This window comes from Pararhizobium sp. LjRoot255, from assembly GCF_964252905.1.
Taxonomy (GTDB): Bacteria; Pseudomonadota; Alphaproteobacteria; order Rhizobiales; family Rhizobiaceae; genus Pararhizobium.
The window spans coordinates 3,453,462-3,478,196 of sequence record NZ_CAXUPQ020000001.1 but is presented as its reverse complement, the minus strand read 5'-3'; the positions used below and the strand labels follow the sequence as shown (position 1 = coordinate 3,478,196).

Annotated in this window: 18 protein-coding genes; 8 read left to right on the top strand and 10 right to left on the bottom strand. The window is 61.5% G+C overall.

Features of this window, described 5'->3' with window-relative positions; translation table 11 throughout:
- The first annotated feature begins 25 nt into the window (after positions 1–25).
- Positions 26–949: a pseudouridine-5'-phosphate glycosidase gene (locus tag ACSQ2W_RS16640; RefSeq protein WP_436087250.1), complete on the top strand. Its 924-nt coding sequence runs from the start codon at positions 26–28 to the stop codon at positions 947–949.
- Between the two features lie 136 nt (positions 950–1,085).
- On the opposite strand, the gene pyrF is transcribed toward ACSQ2W_RS16640, so the two are convergent.
- Together pyrF and cckA are read right to left on the bottom strand one after the other, a co-directional pair.
- On the bottom strand, positions 1,086–1,994 hold the full coding sequence (pyrF, locus tag ACSQ2W_RS16635; RefSeq protein WP_436087249.1) for an orotidine-5'-phosphate decarboxylase: 909 nt from the start codon (positions 1,992–1,994) through the stop codon (positions 1,086–1,088).
- 189 nt (positions 1,995–2,183) lie between these two features.
- The gene (gene cckA, locus ACSQ2W_RS16630) at positions 2,184–4,754 is read right to left on the bottom strand and encodes a cell cycle histidine kinase CckA (RefSeq protein ID WP_436087813.1); all 2,571 of its coding nucleotides are present in this window, start codon (positions 4,752–4,754) and stop codon (positions 2,184–2,186) included.
- A 383-nt stretch (positions 4,755–5,137) separates the two neighbouring features.
- Between cckA and ACSQ2W_RS16625 the strand changes: the two genes are divergently transcribed.
- Positions 5,138–6,094: a flagellar biosynthetic protein FliO gene (locus ACSQ2W_RS16625; protein WP_436087248.1), complete on the top strand. Its 957-nt coding sequence runs from the start codon at positions 5,138–5,140 to the stop codon at positions 6,092–6,094.
- Between the two features lie 182 nt (positions 6,095–6,276).
- On the opposite strand, the gene dksA is transcribed toward ACSQ2W_RS16625, so the two are convergent.
- The gene (gene dksA / locus ACSQ2W_RS16620; RefSeq protein WP_436087247.1) at positions 6,277–6,696 is read right to left on the bottom strand and encodes an RNA polymerase-binding protein DksA; all 420 of its coding nucleotides are present in this window, start codon (positions 6,694–6,696) and stop codon (positions 6,277–6,279) included.
- 485 nt (positions 6,697–7,181) lie between these two features.
- Here dksA and ACSQ2W_RS16615 point away from each other — a divergent pair, with 485 nt between their 5' ends.
- From ACSQ2W_RS16615 to ACSQ2W_RS16605, 3 genes are all read left to right on the top strand, one after another.
- Entirely contained in the window at positions 7,182–7,706 is a 525-nt protein-coding gene (locus ACSQ2W_RS16615; protein WP_436087246.1) for a SixA phosphatase family protein, read from the top strand.
- Between the two features lie 103 nt (positions 7,707–7,809).
- Positions 7,810–9,285: a YcjX family protein gene (locus tag ACSQ2W_RS16610; RefSeq protein ID WP_436087245.1), complete on the top strand. Its 1,476-nt coding sequence runs from the start codon at positions 7,810–7,812 to the stop codon at positions 9,283–9,285.
- Positions 9,282–10,364: a YcjF family protein gene (locus ACSQ2W_RS16605; RefSeq protein WP_436087244.1), complete on the top strand. Its 1,083-nt coding sequence runs from the start codon at positions 9,282–9,284 to the stop codon at positions 10,362–10,364. Before ACSQ2W_RS16610 ends, ACSQ2W_RS16605 begins: the two co-directional genes overlap by 4 nt.
- Here ACSQ2W_RS16605 and ACSQ2W_RS16600 read toward each other — a convergent pair.
- Positions 10,361–11,152, bottom strand: coding sequence for a molybdopterin-binding protein (locus ACSQ2W_RS16600; protein WP_436087243.1), 792 nt, complete (start codon positions 11,150–11,152; stop codon positions 10,361–10,363). The two genes, ACSQ2W_RS16605 and ACSQ2W_RS16600, sit on opposite strands and share 4 nt — an antisense overlap.
- Positions 11,149–12,012, bottom strand: a complete 864-nt coding sequence (locus ACSQ2W_RS16595) for a cytochrome b/b6 domain-containing protein (RefSeq protein ID WP_436087242.1) — start codon at positions 12,010–12,012, stop codon at positions 11,149–11,151. The genes ACSQ2W_RS16600 and ACSQ2W_RS16595 overlap by 4 nt, the downstream gene beginning before the upstream one ends.
- Before the next feature lie 258 nt (positions 12,013–12,270).
- On the opposite strand from ACSQ2W_RS16595, the gene ACSQ2W_RS16590 reads away from it, so the two are divergent.
- The gene (locus ACSQ2W_RS16590) at positions 12,271–12,822 is read left to right on the top strand and encodes a hypothetical protein (protein WP_436087241.1); all 552 of its coding nucleotides are present in this window, start codon (positions 12,271–12,273) and stop codon (positions 12,820–12,822) included.
- Positions 12,823–12,875: 53 nt separating this feature from the next.
- Here the strand turns inward: ACSQ2W_RS16590 and folK are convergent, their stop codons facing one another.
- From folK to folP, 3 genes are read right to left on the bottom strand one after another with little or no spacing between them, the layout of a single operon-like run.
- Positions 12,876–13,403, bottom strand: a complete 528-nt coding sequence (gene folK / locus ACSQ2W_RS16585) for a 2-amino-4-hydroxy-6-hydroxymethyldihydropteridine diphosphokinase (RefSeq protein WP_436087812.1) — start codon at positions 13,401–13,403, stop codon at positions 12,876–12,878.
- 1 nt (position 13,404) lies between these two features.
- Positions 13,405–13,773 carry a dihydroneopterin aldolase gene (gene folB, locus ACSQ2W_RS16580; RefSeq protein WP_436087240.1) on the bottom strand — a complete coding sequence of 123 codons (369 nt, stop codon included), beginning with the start codon at positions 13,771–13,773 and terminating at the stop codon, positions 13,405–13,407.
- Positions 13,770–14,669 carry a dihydropteroate synthase gene (folP, locus tag ACSQ2W_RS16575; protein ID WP_436087239.1) on the bottom strand — a complete coding sequence of 300 codons (900 nt, stop codon included), beginning with the start codon at positions 14,667–14,669 and terminating at the stop codon, positions 13,770–13,772. The genes folB and folP overlap by 4 nt, the downstream gene beginning before the upstream one ends.
- Before the next feature lie 206 nt (positions 14,670–14,875).
- On the opposite strand from folP, the gene ACSQ2W_RS16570 reads away from it, so the two are divergent.
- The gene (locus ACSQ2W_RS16570; RefSeq protein WP_436087238.1) at positions 14,876–15,505 is read left to right on the top strand and encodes a DUF922 domain-containing Zn-dependent protease; all 630 of its coding nucleotides are present in this window, start codon (positions 14,876–14,878) and stop codon (positions 15,503–15,505) included.
- Between the two features lie 425 nt (positions 15,506–15,930).
- Here the strand turns inward: ACSQ2W_RS16570 and ACSQ2W_RS16565 are convergent, their stop codons facing one another.
- Positions 15,931–16,251 (bottom strand): 2Fe-2S iron-sulfur cluster-binding protein, encoded by a 321-nt coding sequence (locus ACSQ2W_RS16565; protein ID WP_112846812.1) that lies wholly within the window; start codon positions 16,249–16,251, stop codon positions 15,931–15,933.
- Positions 16,252–16,465: 214 nt separating this feature from the next.
- Positions 16,466–16,834 carry an Hpt domain-containing protein gene (locus ACSQ2W_RS16560; protein ID WP_436087237.1) on the bottom strand — a complete coding sequence of 123 codons (369 nt, stop codon included), beginning with the start codon at positions 16,832–16,834 and terminating at the stop codon, positions 16,466–16,468.
- A gap of 664 nt (positions 16,835–17,498) precedes the next feature.
- On the opposite strand from ACSQ2W_RS16560, the gene ACSQ2W_RS16555 reads away from it, so the two are divergent.
- Positions 17,499–23,981: a kinesin gene (locus ACSQ2W_RS16555; protein WP_436087236.1), complete on the top strand. Its 6,483-nt coding sequence runs from the start codon at positions 17,499–17,501 to the stop codon at positions 23,979–23,981.
- The last annotated feature ends 754 nt before the right edge of the window (positions 23,982–24,735 follow it).

The following is a 24,735-nucleotide window of genomic DNA, read 5'->3' as shown; positions in this document are numbered from 1 at the left end:
CTTAAAAAGCCACAAAGGACATGCGATGACCAAGCCGTTTTCACCCCTTCTACCGATGGAATATTCCAACGAAGTCGCGGCCGCCAAAGCACGCGGCGCGCCGATTGTTGCACTGGAATCGACCATCATCACCCACGGCATGCCCTTCCCCGGCAATCTGGACATGGCCCGCAGCGTCGAGGCGATCATCCGCGAGGAAGGTGCAGTACCCGCCACGATCGCCGTCATCGACGGGGTCTTGCACATTGGCCTCGAAGACGCGCAGCTGGAAGCGCTGGCGCAGACCGAAGGCGCGATGAAGCTGTCGCGCGCCGACCTCGCCTTTGCGATTGCCGAACGCCGCACCGGCGCAACGACGGTTGCGGCAACCATGATCGCCGCAGCCCGCGCCGGCATCCGCGTCTTTGCGACCGGCGGCATCGGCGGCGTACACCGCAAGGCCGAGGAGACATTCGACATTTCCGCCGACCTCGACGAACTGGCCCGCACCGGCGTGATCGTCGTCTCAGCCGGCGCCAAGGCGATCCTCGACATTCCGAAGACACTCGAAGTGCTGGAAACCCGCGGCGTTCCGGTTGTCACCTATGACAGCGACATCTTCCCGGCCTTCTGGTCGCGCGATTCCGGCCTGAAGAGCCCGCTGATGCTCAACAGCCCGGCGGCAATCGCCAATTTTCAGAAGATGCGCGACCTGCTCGGCGTCGACGGCGGCATGCTGATCGCCAACCCGGTGCCCGAGGAAAACGAGATCCCGCGCGACGAAATGGAGATCTACATTGCCCGCGCGCTCGACAACGCCGAACGCGACGAGATTTCCGGCAAGGCGGTCACGCCCTATCTGCTCGAGAGCATTTTTGGCCTGACCGACGGCCGCAGCCTCGAAACCAACATCGCACTGGTCGAAAACAATGCCCGTCTCGCAGCCGAGATCGCGGTTGCGCTGGAATAGGGCCAACGGGCGCTGGGAAACGCGACGGCTGGCGTGGCGCCTAGCCCGTGGCACTGGCTGAAATTGGCAAGTTGGTTTAGCAAAACTCGCTCGCAGAATTCAGTCTTTTGCGCGCATTTTGCGACACGTCTGTTCTTTAAGCCAGACGAGTTCGGATATCGGCGTAGTCAAAGGCAATTGCGGCTTTGAACCCTTCAATCCTGGTTAGCATGAGTTGGCGATAGTCACTGGCTGAAATTCCTCGATCCTCGACACGGCTGAGGCCGCGAGACACAGGCACGAGCAGGTCGCCCGGTATGGTGCCTCTCAGCGAATGGATTGAAGCGGGATCGCCGCCTTGTGCACCCAGGCCCGGCGCGAGAATGATCGTGCGGGGCAGCAACTGCCGCAATCGCCGGCCTTCATTCGGCGCTGTCGCTCCGATCACCGCTCCGACGGAGCCCAGGCGAGAGGTAGAATCGGGAATAGTGCTGTATCCGCCGATCAAATCGGCCACGCGATCAGAGACAAGCCGGTTGCCGGCCATCTTGTCCTGAAGCCAGCCCGCGCCGGGATTTGATGTTCGGCACAGAACGAACAAGCCTTTGCCGAAACGGGTGGCGCAATCCACAAAGGGCTCGAGAGTGTCCGGCCCCATCAACGGATTGACGGTGAGGCAATCGGCTTCAAAGTCGGCGCTTCCACCATGAGATGCGGGCGTCAGATAGGCGCGGGCATAGGCAGCGGCAGTCGCACCGATATCTCCCCTTTTGGCATCGAGAATGACACCAATACCTGCTTCTCTTGCCCTCTTCATTCCCGCGGAAAGTGCTGCCAGGCCGACGAGGCCGCAGGCTTCGAAATAGGCTGACTGGAATTTCACGAACCCCACATGCGCCTCAACGGTGTCAAGAACGAAATTCACGAAGTCGCCGATCCAGGCTCCCTCATCGTGCTGATCAAAGAAGCCTGGAACCTCCGGTAAAAACGGATCAATGCCCACGACCAGATCGCCGAACCGCTCGACATTGGTTTCTACCAGCTCGCCCCACGTCGGATTGCTCATATCGGCTTGCCCTTTCCTAGATTGGACGAAAGCGTCAGTTGCGCAGCTGATACGTGCGACATCGCAAAATACGCCTGTTGCTGCAACCGAAACCGGCGGCGAAACTACCGTCGCCTAGCCCTTCCAACAGCGAGAGGCAGATGCGCTCGACGCCAGCTTTTTCCGTTGAGGTCAAGCGGTTGCCGGCAATCAGCTGTCCAGCATTTCGCGCACGGCAACGGCAAGCTGTTTCAGCGAAAACGGCTTCGGCAGGAAGCCGAACTTGGCGTCGGCCGGCAGGTTCTTGGCGAAGGCGTCCTCGGCATAGCCGGAGACGAAGATGAATTTCAGCTCCGGGTAGTTCTTGCGGATTTCGCGCAGCAGCGTCGGCCCATCCATTTCCGGCATGACGACGTCGGAGACGACGATATCGACCGCGCCGTTCAGTTCCTCCATGATCTCGAGCGCCTCGACCCCCGAACCCGCCTCGTGCACGGTATAACCACGGGTTTCCAGCATGCGCTTGCCGCCGCGGCGGACGGCCTCCTCGTCCTCCACCAGAAGCACGACGGCGGAGTTGCCGGTGAGATCCGTCGGCTCCTCCGCCTTGGACGGAGGTTTCGTTCCGAGCATGGTCGCGGCCGGCGCCTCTGCCACCTCGCCCGGCAGGGGCGTCTCCTCGATGTAACGCGGCAGGAGGATGCGGAACGTCGTTCCCCTGCCGACTTCGGATTCGGGATAGATATAGCCACCGGACTGCTTGATGATGCCATAGACCATCGACAAGCCGAGACCGGTGCCCTTGCCGACTTCCTTGGTGGTGAAGAAGGGCTCGAAGATCTTGTCGAGAATTTCCGGCGGAATGCCGGTGCCCTGGTCGGACACCTCGACCATCACGTAATCCTCCTCCGGCAGTTCGCGCCGGTTCAGAGAAGCGACTTCGGAGGCCGGCAGGTTGCGCGTGCGCAGCGTGATCACACCGCCATCGGGCATGGCATCGCGGGCGTTGACGGCGAGGTTGAGGATGACCTGTTCGAACTGGCCAAGATCGGTGCGTACCGGCCAGAGATCGCGACCGTAATCGACTTCCAGCCTGACATTCGTGCCGGTCATGCGGTCAACGAGCATGCGCAGGTCGCCGACGACGTCGGTCATGCTGAGCACGGTCGGGCGCATGGTCTGCTTGCGGGAAAAGGCGAGAAGCTGGCGAACCAGCACGGCGGCGCGGTTGGCGTTGCGCTTGATCTCCATCAAATCGGCAAAGCTCGCGTCGGAAGGACGGGCCGAGAGAAGCAGGTGATCCGAGGAGAGGAGGATTGCCGTCAAGACGTTGTTGAAGTCGTGCGCGATGCCGCCTGCGAGCGTGCCGACCGCATTCATCTTCTGCGTCTGCGCCATCTGGGTTTCGAGCGCCTTCTGCTCGGTGATCTCGACCGCGTAGACAATTGCGGCTTCTTCCGGCGCCTGATCGCTCTGGTCGATGACGGCGTGCACATAAAAGCGGAAATGCCGCGTCTCATCGGTCGGATGCAGCGAATCGATCGGCGCGATATCGCCCTGCCGGTCCTTGGCGGCTTCCAGCGCCTCGCGCAGCTGCGGCCGCTCCGCATCATGCACGACGGCTTCAAGCAATGCCCCGCGCTCCATGTCATCCTGCGATACGACGGCAGAAAACAGCTTCAGGAAGGGTGCATTGGTTCTCAATATCCGCCCATTGCCATCGACGGAGGCGATCGCCATCGGCGTGTTGTTGAAGAAGCGAGTGAAGCGCATGGCGGCGATCGACGCCGACTGGTCGCTTTCATCGTCATTGGAACGGGCAAGCACGATCGTGCGGCTTTCGCCCGGCGCACCGTCGCGGGTCGAGGACACGCGGTGGACCATGCGCACCGCAAAACTCTGGCCGTTGGCCTTCTTGAGGTCGAGGTCGAGCGTCTTGGTCTTTTTCAGGCCCGGTTCGGCCTGCACGGATTGGACGAGCGCCAGCCCCTCGCCGGCCACCAGATCGGCGATCGTCATCGATCCCGGCTGGAATTTCGTCAGGTCGAGCCCCAGCCAATCGGCGAGCGTGGCGTTGACGTAGAAGATCTCGCCCTTCTTGCCGGCGGAGAAGAAGCCGGCCGGCGCATGATCGAGATAGTCGATGGCGTTCTGCAACTCCTTGAAGAAGCGTTCCTGATCATCACGTTCGGAGGTGATGTCGGAAATCTGCCAGATGTAGAGCGGGTTGCGATCGCCGTCTTCAAGCGGCAGTACGCGCGCCTTCAGCCGAAACCAGTGCGCACCCGATCCAGCAGTACCGCCGCCCGAGCTTAAAGGCTTCAGCAGACGGAATTCCTCGTGACCGGGCTTGCCCTCGTGCAGGCCGTTGGTCAGCCGGTAGATCGCCTCTGTCGCCTCGCGGTTGCGCGACAGGATGGTTTCGAGCGACTGGATTTCCGTCGCCTTGGTGGCGCCGGTGAGCGCGCCATAGGCGGCATTGGCATAGATAATCCGGCCCTTACGATCGGTGACAAGTGTACCGTCCTGATGGCCGTCGAGAAAGGCGCGCGCAAGCTCGTCGGGCCGGGATTGCGGCATGACCTCGATGAAGCCGATGACCGAGGATACCAGGAAGAAAATACCGACCATGGCCAGCACGCCGAGAATGCCGAGCACAATCTCATTTTCGAGCTGGTTCTTGAAGATGACGAAGGCAACTGCTGAACCGGTCAGAACGATGGCGAGCAGAATGATCCGCAGCACCGTTCCCGGCCGGCTTCCACGGTCCACAATCGGCATGTGATAGTCACCTGCCTGCCGCAATTTCGTCATAGGGCCCTCGTTTGCAACCGGTGCCGCGCGCCTCCGGAATGAATGCGTGGGTTCGGTCCATCTGCTCCGTTCAACGGCAGCCGGGGCGGATATGCAATCCGCGCCGGCGGACCGCGAGACACCAAGCAGGAATCATCTTTAACAGCCACGGGGAAGTGCAGAAAGCACTTGCATGAAAGCCATTGGCGTGAATTCACAGGGAATGTCCAGCCTGATGTCGCCAAAGGTCCGCAACGGCACTACATCGATGATAAACCAATGAGACTTGGACAAAATGGAACATCGCTTGTCTCGATCAGAAAAAAGCCGTCAAATGGGCGCAAGTCAGGATATCACGAAGGAGGACGCACATGATCGAAGATATCGTTGGCAACAACGGTACCCGTTTCATCATTGCCGCGGGCGCAGTGGCTCTTGGCCTTTTATGCCTCGTGGCCGTGCTCTGGTTCATCCGCAACCGGCCGTCCTCTCCCTTCATCCGTGGCGGCAAGAACCGCCAGCCGCGGCTCGCCGTGCTCGACGCCGCCGCCGTCGATACGCGCAGGCGCCTGGTTCTGGTCCGCCGGGACGATGTCGAGCATCTGATCATGATCGGTGGCCCGACGGATATCGTCATCGAAAGCCGCATCGTTGCGCAGGCTGCACCACAGGTGGCCGTCGCCTCGCCTCTTCCCGAAACCATCGCCGCGCGCCCCATCGCGGAACGCCGTATTGCGCCGCAGCCGGAAACCCGGCCCGCGCCAGTCTCGGCAATGGGTCAGGTTCTCTATGGCGAAAGCACTGACCAAGTCTCAGCGGCGACAGTCACAAACGCCCTGGCACGGCCGCAGGCGGACACCCGCCAGGTGATGCCCGAGCGTAGGGTTGCCCAGCCGCGCCCGCAACCCGTGGCCTCGAATACGACACCAACGGTCGCGGTCGAGACGGCCGGGTCCCCGGAGGACATTCTGGAGGCAGCGAGGACGCGCGTGCTGGCCACGAACCAGCCAGCTCCAGCGCAGCGTCCCCTAACGCAGACAACGCCCGTGCCGGGCGCAGTCCTGCCGGCTGCACAGAGCCAGCCGGATACCTCCAGCACCGAATTCGAACGCATCCTCGACGCCCAGATCACTGGTGACCTCGGCAAGCTGACTGCCGATGACGTTCGCGTCGACAATGACCAGCGCGCGAACGCGCCCTCGCCCAACCCAACGATCCGCCAGGAACCACGGCTCGGTGGCAGCCTTGCGGGCGGGCGGGCGGAACCGACACTGGAAGACGAAATGAACCGAATGCTGAACGAGATAGCCGTCAACCGGAAGAACTGAGCGACCCCGTTGCATTGGGATGCAAAGGCGTTCTACAGCGCCGCGCGTCTTATCAGACGCGCAAAGGTCGCTGTTGCACTTTGATTTGATGCATAATTTTATCCAAGGAATTATGCAGTAGCACGCAAACAAAAACGGCGCGAAAATCTCGCGCCGTTTTTTAATGGTTCTGGACCGGAAGGTTATTCGTCGCGGTAGACTTTTTCCCGCCGCTCGTGGCGTTCCTGTGCTTCGATCGAGAGAGTGGCGATCGGCCGTGCGTCGAGCCGCTTCAATCCAATCGGCTCGCCCGTCTCCTCACAGTAGCCGTAGGTACCCTCGTCCAGCCGCTGCAGGGCTGCATCGATCTTGGAGATCAGCTTGCGCTGCCGGTCACGGGCCCTGAGTTCGATCGCCCGGTCGGTTTCCGAAGATGCCCTGTCGGCAAGATCAGGATGGTTTGCACTTTCCTCGGCGAGGTGCCCGAGCGTCTCACGCGCCTCACGCAGGATGTCGTTTTTCCAAGCGTTCAACTTTGCTCTGAAATATGCACGCTGGTTGGTATTCATGAATTCCTCTGCCTCGGAAAGGACAAAGGAACTAAGATCGATCTTCTCACTCAACGCGATTCTCCTGAAGAACATCTCATTGCGGCGGTGTATAGACCCATGCAGGCGCCGTTTCAAGTCTCTGAAAAATAGCACACCATTTTTTAAGCTTTGCTTAGTCCCGAGGCTAACGGGCTAATATTTCATCAAAATTACAGGTTTGTCATTTTTCGCGAAATTGTCTTACAACCGATAATCGCCATACATGCCAAAAGTTGCGGGCGCAGGACCAGAAAAATCCGCAACTGCCGGATTTCGATACAGCCGGCGCACAAAAAATGGGCGCATATTTCCCATCTCGGTCTGCTGCAGAAGACGCGAACGCGCCCATATTGGGTATCACTGTCCTAAAACCGACAGGTCTGCAGACCGCTGATGCCCGGCCTGTTGAAAAACAAGGCGCCGTGACTTGATCTTTCCGCGAGGCCGGCGGACAAAGTTCGTTTGAAGCCGAGCGATCGACGCTGCTGCCGTCAATCCACTTTCTGGGATCCCGCCTTATGCCTGCCCCACCTGCCCCGGGTTTCCGGCTCTACCTTCTCCGACACGCCAAGGCCGGCTGGGCGCTTCCGGGCCAGAAGGATTTCGACAGGACGCTTGACCACACTGGCTTTGCCGAAGCCGAGATGATTGCCGAAATGGCGGCAGATCGCGATTTTGCGCCGGAGCTTATTCTGAGTTCCCCGGCGGTTCGCTGCCGGCAGACGGCAGAGGCTTTCCGGCGCGCAGTGGGCGAAGACCTGAATATCCGTTACAGCGATGCGCTTTATACCGGCGCCGAGGATGCCTATCGCGATATTATCATCGGGCAGAGTACCGCCGTCGCGTCGCTGTTGGTCGTCGGCCACAATCCGGTGATCGAGGAAATCCTGCGCGAGGTCCTCGGCGAACAGGCAGCGGCGATCCCCTACGGATACCCGCCAGGCGCACTTGCGGTGATTGATTTCCGCGAACGTCCGCAGGCTGGCAGTCTGCCGCCGGGTAAACTCGTGGCCTGGCTTGATCCGGAATGTCACGTCCGATGAATGCCGCATGGCGACACTTTTTTCGGCCGCCAAGGCGTCCTATATCGCAAACGATCAAGCTGGCCCCGAGGCCATGATATAACGTGTTCCGAGGCCCGAAATTTTGCCATCACTCCTGACCCGCTTTTCCGACGATGCCCGGCTTGCACTCGATACTTTGACAGATCGCGCTTCCGGTTTCGTGCATCCGACGCTGCGGCTTGGCGTGACCGGGCTTTCGCGCGCCGGCAAGACGGTATTCATCTCGTCCCTTGTTCACAATCTCCTGAATGGTGGCCGCCTGCCGGTATTCGAAGCGGTTCGTTCCGGGCGCGTCTCGAAAATAAGACTGGAACCACAGCCGGACGACGCGGTGCCGCGCTTCCAGTACGAGGATCACATTGCAGCGCTTGTCCGCGATCGGGTCTGGCCGGATTCGACGCGGGCGATCTCGCAATTGCGCATCACCGTCAACTACGAAAGCGCCAGCGGTTGGAACCGGATGTTCTCCCCGGGCCGGCTCTCCATCGACATCGTCGACTATCCGGGCGAATGGCTCCTCGATCTGCCGCTGCTGACACAGGATTTTCGCGCCTTCAGCGACAAGACGGTCGAACGAGCGAAGACCGGCATCCGCGCCGGGCTCTCCACGGATTGGCTTTCACTCGCCAGATCGCTTGATATCACTATGCCCGCTGTCGAATCGGACGCGCAGCGGCTTGCGGTAGCCTTCACACGCTACCTGCAGGCCTGCAAATCCGACGAACGTTCCCCGTCAACGCTGCCACCGGGCCGCTTCCTCATGCCCGGAGACCTCGAAGGCTCCCCGGCGCTGACTTTCTCACCACTCGCCAACCTGCCCGAAGGCCGCGCGCCAAAAGGCTCGCTCTGGGCGATGATGGAGCGGCGTTATGAGGCTTACAAGACCCATGTGGTCAAGCCGTTCTTCCGCGAACACTTTGCCCGGCTCGACCGGCAGATCGTCCTGATCGATGCGCTGCAGGCGATCAATCGCGGACCGGAATCGCTGCTCGACCTTGAAGGCGCTTTGTCCGACGTCCTTGGCAGTTTCCGGCCGGGCACCAATTCCTTCCTGTCGTCGTTCCTCACCAAGCGCATCGACAAGGTGCTGATCGCCGCCACCAAGGCCGATCATCTGCACCACGAGAGCCATGATCGCCTGGAGCAAATCGCCGCCCGGCTGGTGCAGCGCGCCATCGACCGTATTGGCGTCAGTGGTGCAGGGCTCGCAGTCATGGCCATCGCCTCCGTCCGCGCGACCCGCGAGGCGACGGTCAATCACGACGGCCATACCTTGCCGGTTATCGTCGGTACCCCGATCGCCGGCGAGACAATCAACGGCGAAACCTTTGACGGAGAGCGAAAAACAGCCATATTTACCGGCGACTTACCGGCGAATCCTGATTCACTTTTTCAGGACCTTGAATCAAAACCGGAGGAGACCCTGGTTCCTGACCTGCGTTTCGTGCGTTTCCGGCCGCCGCATATCGAGGAAACCGGCGGTGGGCTGAAACTGTCGGTGCCGCACATCAGGCTGGACCGGGCAATGCAGTTTTTGTTCGGAGATCGACTGGCATGAGCGATACGCCAAAAACGCCGAAGCGGAAGCCGGCCGCTTTTACGGTCGAAGGCGAACCATCGACGACGGCAGCACGCCGCGATCCCGTGCGCCGCTCACCCGCCAGTTTCGACGAAAACGTCGTCATGACACCGGACGCCGATGACCCGTTCCTTGCAACCACCACGGCTCTACCCGCGCCGGCCGAGGCGATCCCTCGCAAGCGCCGCTTCTCCTTCGGCAAACTCGCATTTGGCGCCTTCGGTGTTCTGGTTTCCCTGGCCGTCGGGCTGTGGATCGACAGCCTGGTGCGCAATCTCTTCAGCCGCGCCGATTGGCTTGGCTATCTTGCAATCGCCGTCGTCACCATCGGCCTGCTCGCTTTCCTCGTGGTCATCGCCCGCGAGCTGGCAGGCATCATGCGGCTGAATGCGGTCCAGGCGCTGAAGCAGGAGGCCATCGACGCGAGCCTTGCGTCGACGCCAAAGCCGGCCCGCAAGGTAATGGCCCATCTCGTGCATCTCGTTGCCGCCAAGCCGCAGACAGCGCGCGGACGCCTGCGCCTCAAGGAAACAGAAACCGAGATCATTGACGGCCCGCATCTGCTTGACCTTGCCGAGCGGGAACTGCTGACGCCGCTCGATCGCGAAGCCCGGGCGCTTATTCTCAACGCCTCGAAGCGCGTCTCCATCGTCACTGCCGTCAGCCCCCGCGCACTCGTCGATCTCGGTTACGTCATCTACGAATCCGCCCGGCTGATCCGGGCGATGGCCGATCTCTACGGCGGGCGGCCAGGCACGTTCGGGCTGCTGCGGCTCATGCGCGACGTCGTCGCCCACCTCGCCGTCACCGGCTCCATCGCTGTCGGAGACAGCCTGATCCAGCAGGTGCTGGGTCATGGTCTTGCCTCTAGACTGTCGGCCCGGCTCGGCGAAGGCGTCATCAACGGCCTGATGACCGCCCGCATCGGCATCGCCGCGATGGATCTCTGCCGGCCGATGCCGTTTCGCGCCCTGAAACGCCCCGGCATCGGCGATTTCATCAGCGATCTGGCACCGGGCGCATCAAGATCGAAAACCTCCGACGAAATCGCTGGCTAGATGCCGGCATACCATTCGTAGCCGAGATCTTCCCAGAAGCCGCCCTTGCCGCTACCGAACGGCGCGAGCGTCGAGACCAGTTCGATACCCCTAACGTATTTCGCCATCTTGTAGCCGAGTTGCCGCTCGACACGCAGCCGCAGTGGCGCGCCATTGGCAACGCGCAGCACCTCGTCATTGCAGCCATAGGCGAGGATGGTCTGCGGATGGCGCGCGTCGATAAGGTCGATCGATTCGTAATAGCGCACGGCGCCGGACAGGCCGAGGTCCATGCTGTCGTAACAATAGAAGACGACGAAGCGCGCTTCCGGCTTCATCTTGGCTTCGTCGAGGATAGTTGCGAGCGGCACGCCGGTCCATTTGGCGATGCAGCTCCAGCCCTCGACACAGTCGTGCCGGGTGATCTGCGTGCGGGCCGGCATGTTGCGCAGTTCATCGAGACTGAAGCTCAGCGGCCTTTCGACCAGCCCCCCAACCGTCAGCCGATAATCGGCGAATGTCTTCGCCTTCAGCGCCAGATAGTCCGCGTCGGTCGGGTCGGTCGAACCGTTCGGCCGCTGCCCCTGGCGCACCTCGCTCGCCGAGAATTCCGGCGCCAGCGCGTCGGCATCGATCAGCATGCGCTGGACGCGATAGGTCAGGCTGTTTGCCGAAGCCAAGACATCCCGCACGGGGCTCTGGTTCGACAGCAAGCCGTCGAACGCATCACAACCGGACAGCGGAATGCTCGAAGCCGCCGCCCCGGCAACAGTGAGGAACCTGCGGCGATTGATGATGAACCCGCTCATGCCGTGTGCTCCTCTTTCTTTTCGGGATCGGTGCGATACCAGCCCGTGATGATCGAGCGCATCTCGTTCAGCGGACCGGCTGCAATGACCATGAAGATGTGAATCAGGAAGAAGGCCACCAGCAGCGCCATACAGACGAAGTGGATCGTGCGCGCCGTCTGCCGTCCGGCGAAAACGTCGAGCAGCCAAGGCCAGGCGGCATTCATGCCGGGCGACATGGTAATGCCCGTCAGGATGATCAGCGGGAAGATGACGAGCAGGATGCCGGCATAGGCGAGCTTCTGCAGGACGTTGTAGCGGCCATCGTGATGAAAGCGGAATCGCAGATGATCGGAAAGGCTTTTCGGCAAGCCCTTGATATCCGCGACGGATGGAAGAATGTCGCGCCTGAGGTGGCCGCTGATCAGGCTCGCGACGAACCAGGTGAGGAAAGCCGCCACGAAGAACCAGGCAAAGAAGAAATGGATGACCCGCCCGGTCGACAGATCCTGGTAGGATGGCAGCGTCGCCCAGGCCGGGAACCCACGGTAGGACGGATTGTCCTCCGGCCCGCTCATTCCGAAAACACCGGTCGTCTTGTAGCTCTGTCCGAAGATCGTGGTGTAACCATCGACCTTGCCGTCGGCGGTCTGCATGGCGCGCATGGACAGGACGCTGTTGTCGAACTCGAAACCCGATTGCTCGCCGATATAGAGTTCCGGATGGGCATTGAAGATCTGCAACCCGCTCAGCAGCAGGAAGAACAGCGCAATCGCCCAGGTCCAGTGTGTGATGCGTGTGGCAATCCGGTGTCGGTAGATCACCCTGCCCTCGCCACCTTGATGCGTTAAACGCGATTCGATATCGTCAATGATGGTCATGGCAAGCCTCCTTATATGCGCAACTACGTAGCAAACTCTGGTTCGGTTTCAACGCAACTCCACTCACCCGCGCACACATCGCAGTGAGGCGTGCGTGAAGCCCAGGATTTCCAATGATTTCAGTCGTCGAAGAAAGTCCGCATGAAACATTTCGTGAGCCTCAAAACCGGCCTTCCGCAGGGCCGGAGCAACACTCCATTAACCATTTAAGTGCAAATGTAGCCTCACATTCCTGACACTGACCATCAAGGATCGTTTATGTTTTCGCGCCCATCTTTGATCGCTCGCGGCATTGCCGTAGCCTCGCTTGCCGCCCTCACCTGCGCAGCCTCTCCGGCACTCTCGGGCGGCAACGACAAGGCGTTTTTCGAGCAGGTTTCCGGCCAGTGGAAAGGCCCGGGCGAGATCGTCGCGGGAAAATACAAGGGCACGAAATTCACCTGCGACCTGACCGGTGAAGCCAGCGAAAGCGCAGCCGGCATCAAGCTTGACGGTTTCTGCCGCGTCGGGGTCTTCAAGCAGCCGATGTCCGCCGTCATCACCCAATCCGGCAAAAGCTACAACGGCAAATTCCTCGATGGCGCCGATGGCAAGGGCCTTGATATCGTCTCCGGCAATGTCGGCAAGGACAAGGTCGTCGTCGGTATCAACCGCAAGAAGCTGAACGGCGCCATGATCGCCCGCCTGCAGGGCGACGCGAAGCTCAACATCACCATATCCGTGAAGGTCGAGGACACCATGGTGCCGGTGATCGGCGTCAGCCTCAACCGCCAGCTCGACACCGTCGCTGTCGGCTCGATCAAGAAGTAACGGCTTTTTTGCAACGTTTTCAAAAGAGCCGGCTCGTCCGGCTCTTTTGCGTTTCAGACGGCTGATTCCGGAGCGCGTTGCCGCCACCAGTCATCTCGCGGATCAGCCACTTCGATGCCGGAGATATCGGCATCCTTGAGCCATTCCGCCACCGATTTTCCGCCAACAATGAGATCCGGAGCGAAATCGGCGAGCGGCTTCAACACGAAACCCCGTTCCGTCATGCGCGGATGCGGTATTTCCAGCGTCTGGGAATGCTGGCTCAGACTGTCATAGGTGAGCACGTCGATGTCGATCGTGCGCGGCCCCCAGCGCTCCAGCCGCTCCCGTTTCATCTGGCGCTCGATTGATAGGCATGCGTCGAGCAGTTCGTCGGGCAAAAGCGAGGTTTCAACCGCGGCGCAGGTATTGAAAAACCAGGCCTGATCCGTCTTGCCCCAGGGCGGCGTCCGGTAGAGTTTCGAGACATGCGTCACCGCGCAGTCCGGCCGCGTATCGAGAAGCACAAGCGCCCGCGCCATCGAAGCGGCAGGATCGCCGATATTGCCGCCGAGGCCGAGTGTCGCCAGATGAGTCGGCATCTCAGGCAAAATGCTCAACCGTCACTTCGACATAGTCGAGGACACCGGGAACCGGCGCGTTCGGCTTGCGGATCGATATTTTCGCGCGGCGAATCTGTGGAAAGACTGAACAGAGCGTGGTGGCAACCTCGAGTGCTAAGGCCTCGATCAGATAACGCCGGCGGCCGGTGATGATCTTCTCGATCTCGGTGAAGGCGACGCCGTAATGCACTGTATCGTCGATCGAATCCTCGATGAGCGCCGTTCCCTGCGCGACATCCAGCTCAGCATCGACGAAAAAACGCTGCCCCAGAAATTCCTCTTCGTCGTGAACACCATGGCGGGCGAAGAAGGCGCAATTCTTGAGGGTGATCGTGTAGATCGCTGTCATGGCTGATTTTCCGTCCCGTGTTTTTTTGGCCCGCGGTTTTTCTGCGCCCGTCTTTTAGACGCAAGCATAGCATCCGCCACCAGAAGCGCATCCCTGTTGATTGCGACATCATGTACCCGGAAAACCGCAGCACCCGCCATTCTGAGCAATGCTGTCGTGGCTGCCGTGCCGACATCCCGCTCTTGCGCTTCGCGGCCGGTGATGGCGCCGATAAAGCGCTTGCGCGACGTGCCTGCCAGAAGCGGCAGCCGGAAACCGCGCAGTTCACTGAAACGCGCCATCAGTTCAACGTTCTCGTCAGTGTCCTTGGCAAAACCGAAGCCAGGATCGAGCACGATCCGGTTGCGCTCGACGCCGGCGGCCGCCGCGATTTCCAGGGAGCGATCGAGAAAATGATATTGATCACGCACCGGGTCGGCGAGCTTTTCGCGGTCGCGGCCGGTATGCATGATGCAGAGCCCTGCCCCGGTCGCCGCAGCGACATTCGCAAGCTCCGGCTCGCGCTGCAGGCCGTGTACGTCGTTGATGATATGCGCGCCGGCGGCAACCGCGAGCCGCGCGGTCTCGGCCCTGTAAGTATCGATGGAGAGGATTGCATCCGTCCGTTCGGCAAGCGCCGCAATGACCGGAAGCACCCGCGCCTGCTCTTCGGCCGCCGTGACCGCGGCAGCACCGGGCCGGGTCGACTCGCCGCCAATATCGAGGATCGCGGCTCCCTGGTCGAGACAGCGCAAGGCGTGGGACACAGCGGCTTCCGTGTCGTCATAGGCGCCACCGTCGGAAAACGAATCCGGCGTCACATTGATGATCGCCATCAGCAGCCCTGTCGGACCAAGAGTGAGTTTTCGGCTATGGGCCAGTTTCCATTCGAAGAGATCGAAAGGGTCGTCCACCATGGTTTCACTCCCTCCTCGCCATCCCGCGGCACCAGCAGACGCAACTTTGACCACAAATGGAGGCCAGTGTGCCCACAGCTTGCGGCAAGGGCTCGGATTACTCGCTCGTTTTCCGCTTTGTCCGGAATGCCGGTTATTTGCTGTTGCGCTCCGGCTGGCTATGCCCCAAGCTTTAAGGAAGTTCAACTGTCGAGACCTGTAAACCTATGCTGACTGGCCGCATTTCCTTTGCCGCGTTTTTGATTTTGAGTATCGTCGCGGGCCATTCCTCGTCAGCGTATGGCGACACGGTGGTGAGCAAGAGCATCACCTATTTCTCCGTGGGTGGCCGCACGGCCGAAGAACTCGACAAGGCGCTGTCTGAGCGCGGTCCGATGATGAATTCGACCGGCGCACGCCATCCCGGCGCCACCAAGATCAAGTTCGGCGGCACGGTAACCTATGTGAAACACGGCAATCGCTGCGCCGTCGGCAGCGCCAAGGTGACGCTTAGCACCAAGCTCATCCTGCCGCGCTGGAAAAACCGCAGAACCGCAAACCGCGATCTGGCGCTCGTCTGGGACACGCTGGCAAGTGATATCAAGCGCCATGAGGAACGCCACGCCGAGATCGCCCGCAACCATGCCCGCAAGCTGGAGAAGGATTTTCTGGCGCTGAAACCCGAATCGGATTGCGAGCGCATGCAGGCACGTGTTGCCCGGTTGAGCGAAACGGGGATCCAGCAACACGACCGCGACCAGGCCCGCTTCGACAAGACGGAAGCGGCCAATTTCGACCGCCGCATGATCCGGCTGCTGCAGTACAGGCTAGACGGGATGACGAAGGCCAAGCGCTAAATCGTCAGCAAGACTGCTACGCCGCGAGCAAAGCTCGGAAACGCGAATCACTCGACTTGCGAAAAACTTGCACGTCAACAGCATATCACTGGTGATTTCTCACCATATAACAACACCGAAAGATACGGTATAGTCTAGGCATTGAATGAAGAGCAGGAAAACAAACTCTCTTCATTCCAGACCCCGAATTTAGTCGCCCGCCTCCATGCGGGACGCCTTGAACCGGAAGTATTGTTTCGCGCTTGACTGTTCTGTTCCGGATTGATGTTCGACCGGCCCGGTGCATCGCGCATGTGGCGTTCTCCTGGCGTATCCTGAAGCAGCAGATGTTCTCCCTCCCTCATCTGTATGCGATACGCCCTCCTAGCCCCGCTCGTCGATCGCGACCCGCGGGGCTTTTTCTTGCTGGTTCCGTCGCATGATGATCAGGCCTGGCGCTCGGGAACATGAACCACGAGCCCGTCCAGGCCGTCACTCATCTTGATCTGGCAGGAGAGCCGTGATGTCGGTTTCACATCATAGGCGAAATCGAGCATGTCCTCTTCCATCGCCTCGGGAGCGCCGACCGTCGCCGACCATTCCTCATCCACATAGACATGACAGGTCGCACAGGCACAGGCGCCGCCACATTCGGCTTCGATACCGGGAACCGAATTGCGCACGGCATTTTCCATGACGGTCGAGCCATTTTGAACGTCAAAGTCATACTGCGTGCCGTCGAAGGCGATAATGGTGAGTTTAGGCATTTGGTTTTCCGGATGCTGGCGTTGTATCGGTATACCGCAGGAACAATCGCGCCGCCCCTCATAGCAGAGGCGGCGGCGGAATGCGGCAAATTCGTGCGATTTCTTCCAACAATTCGCATCGCCAGTCAACACGAAGGGATTTGGCATCCGGCGTTCGGCCGCGACGCTTCGTCACTGCGTGCCGCACTGGCCAGCAACTTTCAAACAGCGGCTTTTAGCGGCAGAGCTTCAGGATGAACAGTTCGGCCTCGATCACGGCAGCGCTCAACGCTGCAAGATGGACCGCCTGCTCTGGCTCGGTCTCAACTGCGCCGGCCGCCTCGGCAACACCGAAAGCCCCAACGGCAAGCGCAGCACCCTTGAGGCGGTGCGCAGACGTGACGGTGGCGTCCGCATCGGCGGACGACAATTCCTTCATCAGCTGCCGCGTCTGGCGCGCAAACAACTGCAGCACTTCGATTTCCAGGAGCTTGTCGCCCATCGTCTGCGTCGCAAGGTGAACCAGATCGATCGGCCGCGACTTCGAGGGACATGCCCCGGCGAGATTGTCGGGTGCTTCGAACGCGATCTTGAGTGCCGCCATATGCCAATATCCTTATTCTGTTTTTTTCTGACGCAACCGGCCCGTCACCGCCCACGTCCTGTCTTTTTAGTTACCCGTCCCTGACGCCGGATTTGCCTCCGGTTTGTCTGGAAGTGCTTGACCCGTCAGGCTATTATGAGGCTCGAAGATGGTGCGGGCGTTACCCTCTCGATGCCCAGTCCGGCTGTCATTTTGCTCATTTCATGAGCCTATTAGGCCGGATCGGCGCTGCTATCTGATTAAAACGCGGCGCAATAAGGGCAGGTTTCGCTCGGCATGGTTAACGGCCATTAAACCGCCTGATTACAAGGGTTTCTGCGGGAAACAGGTCCACTTTTCATTAAGAACTTGTTAGGATTTTAACGAATGCCGGGGGCACTTAATTGTAAGAAACCGGTGAATGTGTCACTACGGTACGTTGACGGATATGTTTATGCCATAAGGTGCAGACAGTCCTGGCGGAAAACCGCATCGAATGAAGCACCTACGGGGCTGATGTGCTGTTCCGTCGGTGCGTGGTTGAAATGGGTGCATGTCAGGTTCTGCGTAGATGAGATGCGCGTTTCCTGCTGTCACCGTCCGAGTATCGGAGGTGCTCCCCCAATGCAGGCGGTGTTGCGGAGGGTCCTTTCGAAAGGACAGTTTAGTAACGAGGCGTATCCGCATGGCGACAAATAAAAGCAACGAGTCGATCGACGACGAGGCATTTCAGGCGTTGGAAGACGCTTTGAAAATCGACTTCGACGAGCTTAAGTCTGCCCTGAACGAAAAGACTTCCTCGGATGATCCGGAGGGGAAAGTGTCTGAACCAGTGAGCCAGGCACCGGCACCCAGCCAGGCAAAGACGACGAAGCCACAGGGCCAGGCAGCCCGCTCGGGACGCGCGACCGAAACGCCAAGAAGCCTCTCGCCCGAACCGGCTCCCAAGGCGCCTTCATTTGCGCCTGCCAACGATGACGGCCGCAGAACGCCGGCCGCCATCCTGCGCTCGCTGGACGTCCGCTCCAGCCGCTCGGCGATGCGTGTCGCCGCTGCCTTCTCCGCCCTCTGGACGATCGGCGGCCTTGGTGTCGCAAACCTGCTCTATGGACCGGAAATCTGGCAGATCCGCTCGCTTGCCGACCTGTCGGCCATGCCGGGCGCCATCGGGGTGGCGATCTTCATCATCCTGCCGGTGATGCTGTTCTTCTCCTTCGCCATCATGATTTCGCGCGCGCAGGAACTGCGCAACGCCGCGCGATCAATGGCCGAGGTCGCCTTGCGCCTTGCCGAGCCTGAAACGGCAGCTTCCGAGCGCATCATGACGGTCGGCCAGGCCGTTCGCCGCGAAGTCTCGGCGATGAACGAAGGCATCGAGCGCACGATTGCGCGTGCGACCGAACTTGAGACGCTGGTTCATTCCGAGGTCAACGCGCTCGAGCGTAGCTACAGCGATAACGAACTGCGCGTGCGCACGCTGGTCCAGGAACTTGGACTGGAGCGGGAATCCATCGTCGGCCATGCCGAGCGCATCCGCTCGTCGATCGCCGGCGCCCACACACAGTTGAAGGATGAACTTTCGACTGCCGGGGATGATATCGCCAGCCGTATTGCCACTTCGGGCGAAGCCTTCGCCTCAATGATCGAGACCCGCGCGGCGGCTTTGATGGAGCGCTCCGACAGCGCAACGCAAACGATCGGCGCCATGCTCTCGACCCGCACCGATGCCTTGCTCTCAGGCCTCACCACAGCCGGCGTGTCGCTCAGCAACGAGTTTGATACCCGCCTCGAAAATCTCAGCCAGACGTTGGCCAAGCGCGGCCAGCAGCTACTCGGTCAGTTTGAAACACGCGCCTCGACCCTCGACGCCAATACCGAAAAGCTGAATGCCGCGCTGAACGAGCGCGCCCGCCAGCTCAACGAGACGCTGATCGCCCGCACGCGCGATCTGAACGAGAGCCTCAATGTCGGCCAGCAGGCCATCACCGGCGGTCTCGACGATATTCTCAACACGCTGAACGCCACACTGGACGAAAAGGGCGCGAGCTTCCGCCAGAGCCTGAAGTCCAGTTCCGACGACATGATCATGGATCTCGACCTGCGCTCGGGCTTCTTCGAGGAGAAGCTGCAGACAACGGTTGGACAACTGGCGACGGCCTTCGATTCCCGTTTCCACGAATTTGCGTCCGCCTTCGACAAGCGCGCCGGCATGCTCGATTCCAAGCTGATGGAAAGCCTTGCCCGCATCAACCAGTCGGTAACCGGCGGCGCGGAATCCATCGGCGGCATGCTGGACGGCGGTATCGAACGCTTCGAAGCCGCCCTGTCCGAACAGTCTTTGACGCTCGCGACCACGCTTGGCACGACACAGGACTTCATCGAGCACACGATCAGCGGCAGGACTGCCGAGCTCAGCGAAGCGATCGGCAATGCGCACGCCCGCATCGACGGTGTGCTGTCCGAACGCTCCGGCTCGTTGATGAGCGCGCTCACTGCGGCGCAGGACCGGATCGAATCCGGCTTCGCTGAGCGTGCCGGTTCGCTCGAAACTGCGCTCACGGAAAGTCAGCAACGGCTCGCCGAAACGCTTGATGCCCGCACCAGCGCCATCGCCGCCAGCAACCAGCAGCTTGCGGAAAACATCGTCACGCAAACCAGTGGCCTCATCGACGGCCTGCAGGCGATCCACGGCCGTATCGAAGACACGCTGACCAACCGCGCCGACGAGATCACCACCGCCATCGCCGCCAGCCAGTTGCGCCTTGACGACACGCTTTCGGAGCGCACGGTCGAACTTTCGAGCCTGCTTGCCGCAAGCTCGGAATCCATCGACAGCGCCTTCGAAGGTACCGCGGAACGGATCGATACGATCCTGTCGCAGCGTACCGGCGCGCTCGCCAATGTGCTGACTACGTCAACGGCCGCGATCGACAGCGCCTTTGACGGCACGGCGGAACGGATCGATGCGATCCTCTCGCAGCGCACCGGCGCACTCGAAAACGTGCTGACATCGTCCACGACAGCAATCGACAGCGCCTTTGACGGCACGGCAGAACGCATTGACGCGATCCTCTCGCAGCGCACCGGCTCGCTGGCTAACGTTCTCACCTCGTCCGCAGGCGCGATCGAGAGCGCAATCGGCGGCACGACGGAACGGCTGGAATCGCTGTTGTCCGAACGCAGCCGCACGCTCGGCGACACGCTTGCCAGCCAGACGGCGACGCTCGACACTCTCCTTTCCGAGCGCTCGGCGGAGATCACCGGCACCCTGTCCGCCCGCGCAAACGAAATGGTCGATACGCTGAGCAGCCGCACGGAAGAAATCGCCGACGGCCTCTCCTATCGCGCCAGCGCGATCGCAGAAACCATGGCCGACCGGGTCAGCGATATCGAGCAGCAGCTTTCAGGCCGTGTTGGAGCGATCGCCGAAAACCTCAGCGGCCGTGTCAGCGAGATCGCCGGCACGATGACCAGCACTTCGGCCGAGATTGCCACTGCCCTTTCCAGCCATGCTTCGGAGCTGGCCGTGTCGATGGCAGACAAGGCGTCCGATATCGAACAGACGCTGTCCGGCCGCGCCGGTCAGCTGGCGACATCGCTTGCCTCCACCCATGATCAGATCCGGGTAACGCTGGACGACCGCCTCAACGCGATCAACGTAGCGGTCACCCATGGAACCGAGCAGCTTTCCGATGTGCTCAGCGAACAGGCGACCTCCATTGCCACGACGATCGCCACCAGCGCCAGCATGCTGGAAATGACGCTGGAAGAGCGTCAGGCAGACCTCGGCGGCGTCATAGACAAGAGCGCCGCAGCACTCGAACAGCGTATGCTGGCAAGCACCAGCCACGTCGCAACCCAGCTCGGCGAAACCGCCGATCATATCAGCCGCGCCGCCGATACCCTGACGCACCGGATGGACACGTCCCTCTCCGCTATCAACAGCAGCGTCGACGAAACCGGTGCGCGCATTGAAAGCAGCCTTGGTACGCTGGAAGGTCGTATTCGCGACAGCGTTGGCGGCGTCAGCGAGTTCGTCGACAATGCCGGCCGAAGGATCGCCGACACCCTGTCCGCCAAGGTCTCCGAATTCGACCATGTCAGCGACAGGGCTGCAGCGCGCATTGCCGACAGCCTTGCCGGACGCGCCGAAGAAATCGACCGCATCGGCAGCGTCGCTGCCGCCCGCATCGCCGACGCCCTCTCTGACCACACGGCCGAGTTCGACCAGGTCAGCACGGCCGCTGCCGCGATGATTGCTGACAGCCTTGCCAACCGCACCGAAGAAATCGACCGCATCGGCAACAGCGCCGCAGCACGGATCGCAGAAACATTGTCTGACCGCACGGCGGAGCTGGATCGGGTGAGCGCGGCCGCCGCAACCCGCATTTCCGACAGCCTGGCCGGGCGCACGGACGAGATCGACCGCATCAGCGGCGCGGCTGCAACCCGCATTGCCGATACGCTCTCCAGTCATACGGCGGAACTCGGCCGCGTCAGCGACGAAGCAGCCGCTCGTATCGAAGCCAGCATCGAGGGCGGTACGGGCCGCATCGAAGAGCGGCTCGGAACCATGGATCGTGCCCTGTCGGTCGGCCTCGACAATGTCAGTCGGACGATCGAAGGCAAGGCTGCCGGTCTCGTGACGAACCTCCGCGGCGCCGTCAGCGACGCGGCGCAGGGCATCGATGCCGAAGCCGTGCGCTCTGCAGAGCTGCTGGCCAAGGCCGGCGAGGATTTTGCGCAGGCAATGGCCGCGCGCCAGTCCGATTTCCAGTCCAGCATCGAGCAGACCGCAGCGACGGCAGCGATGCGCAGCGCCGAACTGGCGCGTTCCGTCGGAGAAGCAACCGATGGTGCGGCCACCCGGATCGCCCAGACACAATCGCGTGTGGCGGAACAGGCGTCGTCGCTGCAGCAAAGCCTTGCCGACGTGGAGAAGGCCCTGGAAGCCCGCGGCAACACGATCCGCACCACCCTTGATGACAGCACGCGCGAGCTCAACTCGATGCTCGCCGGCCGTTCCGCCGAACTGTCGCGCCTGATCGACGAGAAGGCTCGCCCGGTCATCGATCAGTACGCCGCCACCGGCAAGGAAGCCGCAGACCGCATCAGCGAGGTTGCCCGCGAGAGCGCGGAACGCCTGCGCGCCGAAAATGCGACGCTGCTCGAGAGCCTGACCACCCGCACCGGCGAGACGTTGAATGCCATCTCGAGCCGCGCGGAAGAAACCGCCAAGGCGATGAAGATGGTCGAGAGCCGTCTGCAGTCGACGGCCATGGGTCTGATCGATCAATTGGCGGCGAGCAACTCGTCGATCGCGGGCGTCATCGAGCAGGCAAGCGCCAATCTCGGCGCCATGGACCAGCAACTGGAAACGACCACCACGCGCTTCTCGGAATCGGCCAGTCGCGCTTCCGACATGCTTTCCACCTCGACCCGCCTTCTCGAAGGCAAGGTCGACAAGCTCGCCAATATCTCAGGCTCGACCCTGTCGCAGATCGGCGGCATCGTCGGGCGCTTCGAAGATCACTCCAAGGTGCTCAGCCAGGCCTCCGACCTCCTGGGCGCAGCACAGTCAAACCTGGTCAGCACGCTCGAAGAACGGCAGGATGCACTGCGCACCCTCTCCGTCGGTCTTGTCAGCCGCTCGGAAGAGATCGAGAAGACCATGCATGCCCTTGAAGGCTTCGTTGATGGCGCCTTCCAGCGCGCCGAAGACCGCTCGGCGCAGATCGCAGGCAACCTGCGCTCCGGCATCCAGACGTCCTTCAACGACGTCGGGCGTATTCTGACGGACGCCGAACAGCGCGCCGCCTCCGCTGCCGAGGCCATGCGCGATGCAGTGGTCAAGGCAGGCGATGAAGCCAGCATGTCAGTCGAATCGGTATTCGTTCGCGCCGAGGAACGCTCGAACGAAATCGCCAGCAACCTGCGCGCCGGCGTCCAGGCTTCCTTCGCCGATGTCAGCAAGACGTTGACGGAAGCGGAAGCCCGCGCAACCTCGGCAAGCGAAGCCATGCGCGCCGCCGTTGCCAAGGCCGGCGAGGATGCAGGTCTTTCCGTCGAGGGTGCCTTTGCCCGCGCCGAGGAGCGCTCCAAGGAGGTAGCCTCGCGCCTGCGCGGCAGCGTCGGCGCCTCAATGTCGGATATCGACCGGATGATGACCGAAACCGGTAAGAAGTCGGACGGTGCCGCCCAGCAGATGAGCGAAGCGATCCGCAAAGCCATCGAAGAAGCCGTCGGCCGCTTCAGTGGCGCAACTGAGGAAATCCGCCGCTCGGCCAACGAGATCCGCCGCGAGCTCGACATGACCCGCGAGGAACTGAAGCGCGGCGCCTTCGATCTGCCGGAGGAAGCCAAGGAAAACGCCTCGGTCATGCGCCGCGCCGTTGCCGAGCAGATCAAGGCGCTGCAGGAACTCTCCGACATCATCGGCAAGTCCTCCGGCCAGCTCGAAATCGCCCAGCCGGCGCCGCGCCAGCAGGTGGCGCAGCAGCAGCCCGTGGCCGCGGCCCCGATCCGCGCCGTTGCAGAGCAGCCGGCCGTCGAGCCGCGCCGCCAGGCGCAGGAGCCCCTGCTCCGCGGAAGCCTCGGTCTGGAACAGCCGCGCCCGGCCGCCCAGCAGCCGCACTCCCAGCAGCCGGTTGTCCGGCAGCAGGAGCCGGCCACGGCAACACGTCCGTCCGCGGAAGGCAGCGGCTGGATGCGTGACCTGCTGCGCGGTGCATCGCGCGATGACGAGACACCGGTGCCCGTCCCTGCGCAACGCCCAAGCGAAGCCCAGCCTGCCGCCCGTGCCGGCGACACCCGCAATCCGCGCCATGTCATGGAATCGTTGAATTCGCTGTCGGTCGACATCGCCCGTGCGATCGACCACGACGCCTCGGTCGATCTGTGGCGGCGTTACCAGCGCGGCGAGCGCGACGTCTTTACCCGTCGCCTCTACACGTTGAAGGGACAGCAGACCTTCGACGAGATCAAGCGCAAATACGACCGCGAGCCGGAGTTCCGCACCGCCGTCGACCGGTACATCGCCGATTTCGAAAAACTGCTCGGCGACGTCGCCCGCAACGATAGCGACAAGGTGATGACGCAGAGCTACCTGACGTCCGATACCGGCAAGGTCTACACGATGCTGGCGCACGCGGCTGGACGGTTCAGCTAAGTCAGCGGCCGAAGGGCCTTTCGATACGCTGGGCACAATCGGCCTGCCCCTTCTCCTCGCCGGGGGCATGTCCACGTGGCGTAGCCAGGCAAGATCGAAGGCGACCCCTGGATTTGCGGTTTGCACCGTCTTCTCCCCGATGGGGAGAAGGTGGCGCGGAGCGCCGGATAAGGGGGCGGCTGGCGCCGAAATCGCGGAGACCCCTTATCGCCTCGCATATGCTTCCCGCTGGGCAGAAGTGGGTGCTGAACAGAGCGCGCAGGAGAATGCAGGCCGCTCCGTTGAGGAATATCTGGCCGTATTTGATGTACGCTGCTTTTTGCTGCGGCTTCACTGGTAAGGCCGAAGTCCCCGGCGTTGGCGCCGGATCACACGAGTGAGAGTGTCGTTGCAAATCAACGGTGAGGCTCCGCGCCCACTTCGCGAGCACTGGCGTTCCAAAACATCTCAATAAAATCCACAAAAGCACCCCGCCGTTTTCCCCGCCCCGCAGCCCGCGCATACAATGCCTGTGTCCTGTCGCGGATACACCGGTGAGCGTTACCGGCGAGGCGGGACCGGTGCCCTGGAATTTCGGTGCAAACGCACGCCGGATTTCAGGGGCTGCGCGGAAGGTGGTTCTCCTCCGGCCTCGAAATGCAAGAGGCCGGGCGTGCCGGGCATGCCACGCCAACTTGGTCCAGGGCATGGTCTACCGACGGAAAGGCGGGGCGGATAAGTGGCCCTGCCACGGGCACACAAATCCTTGGCCGCA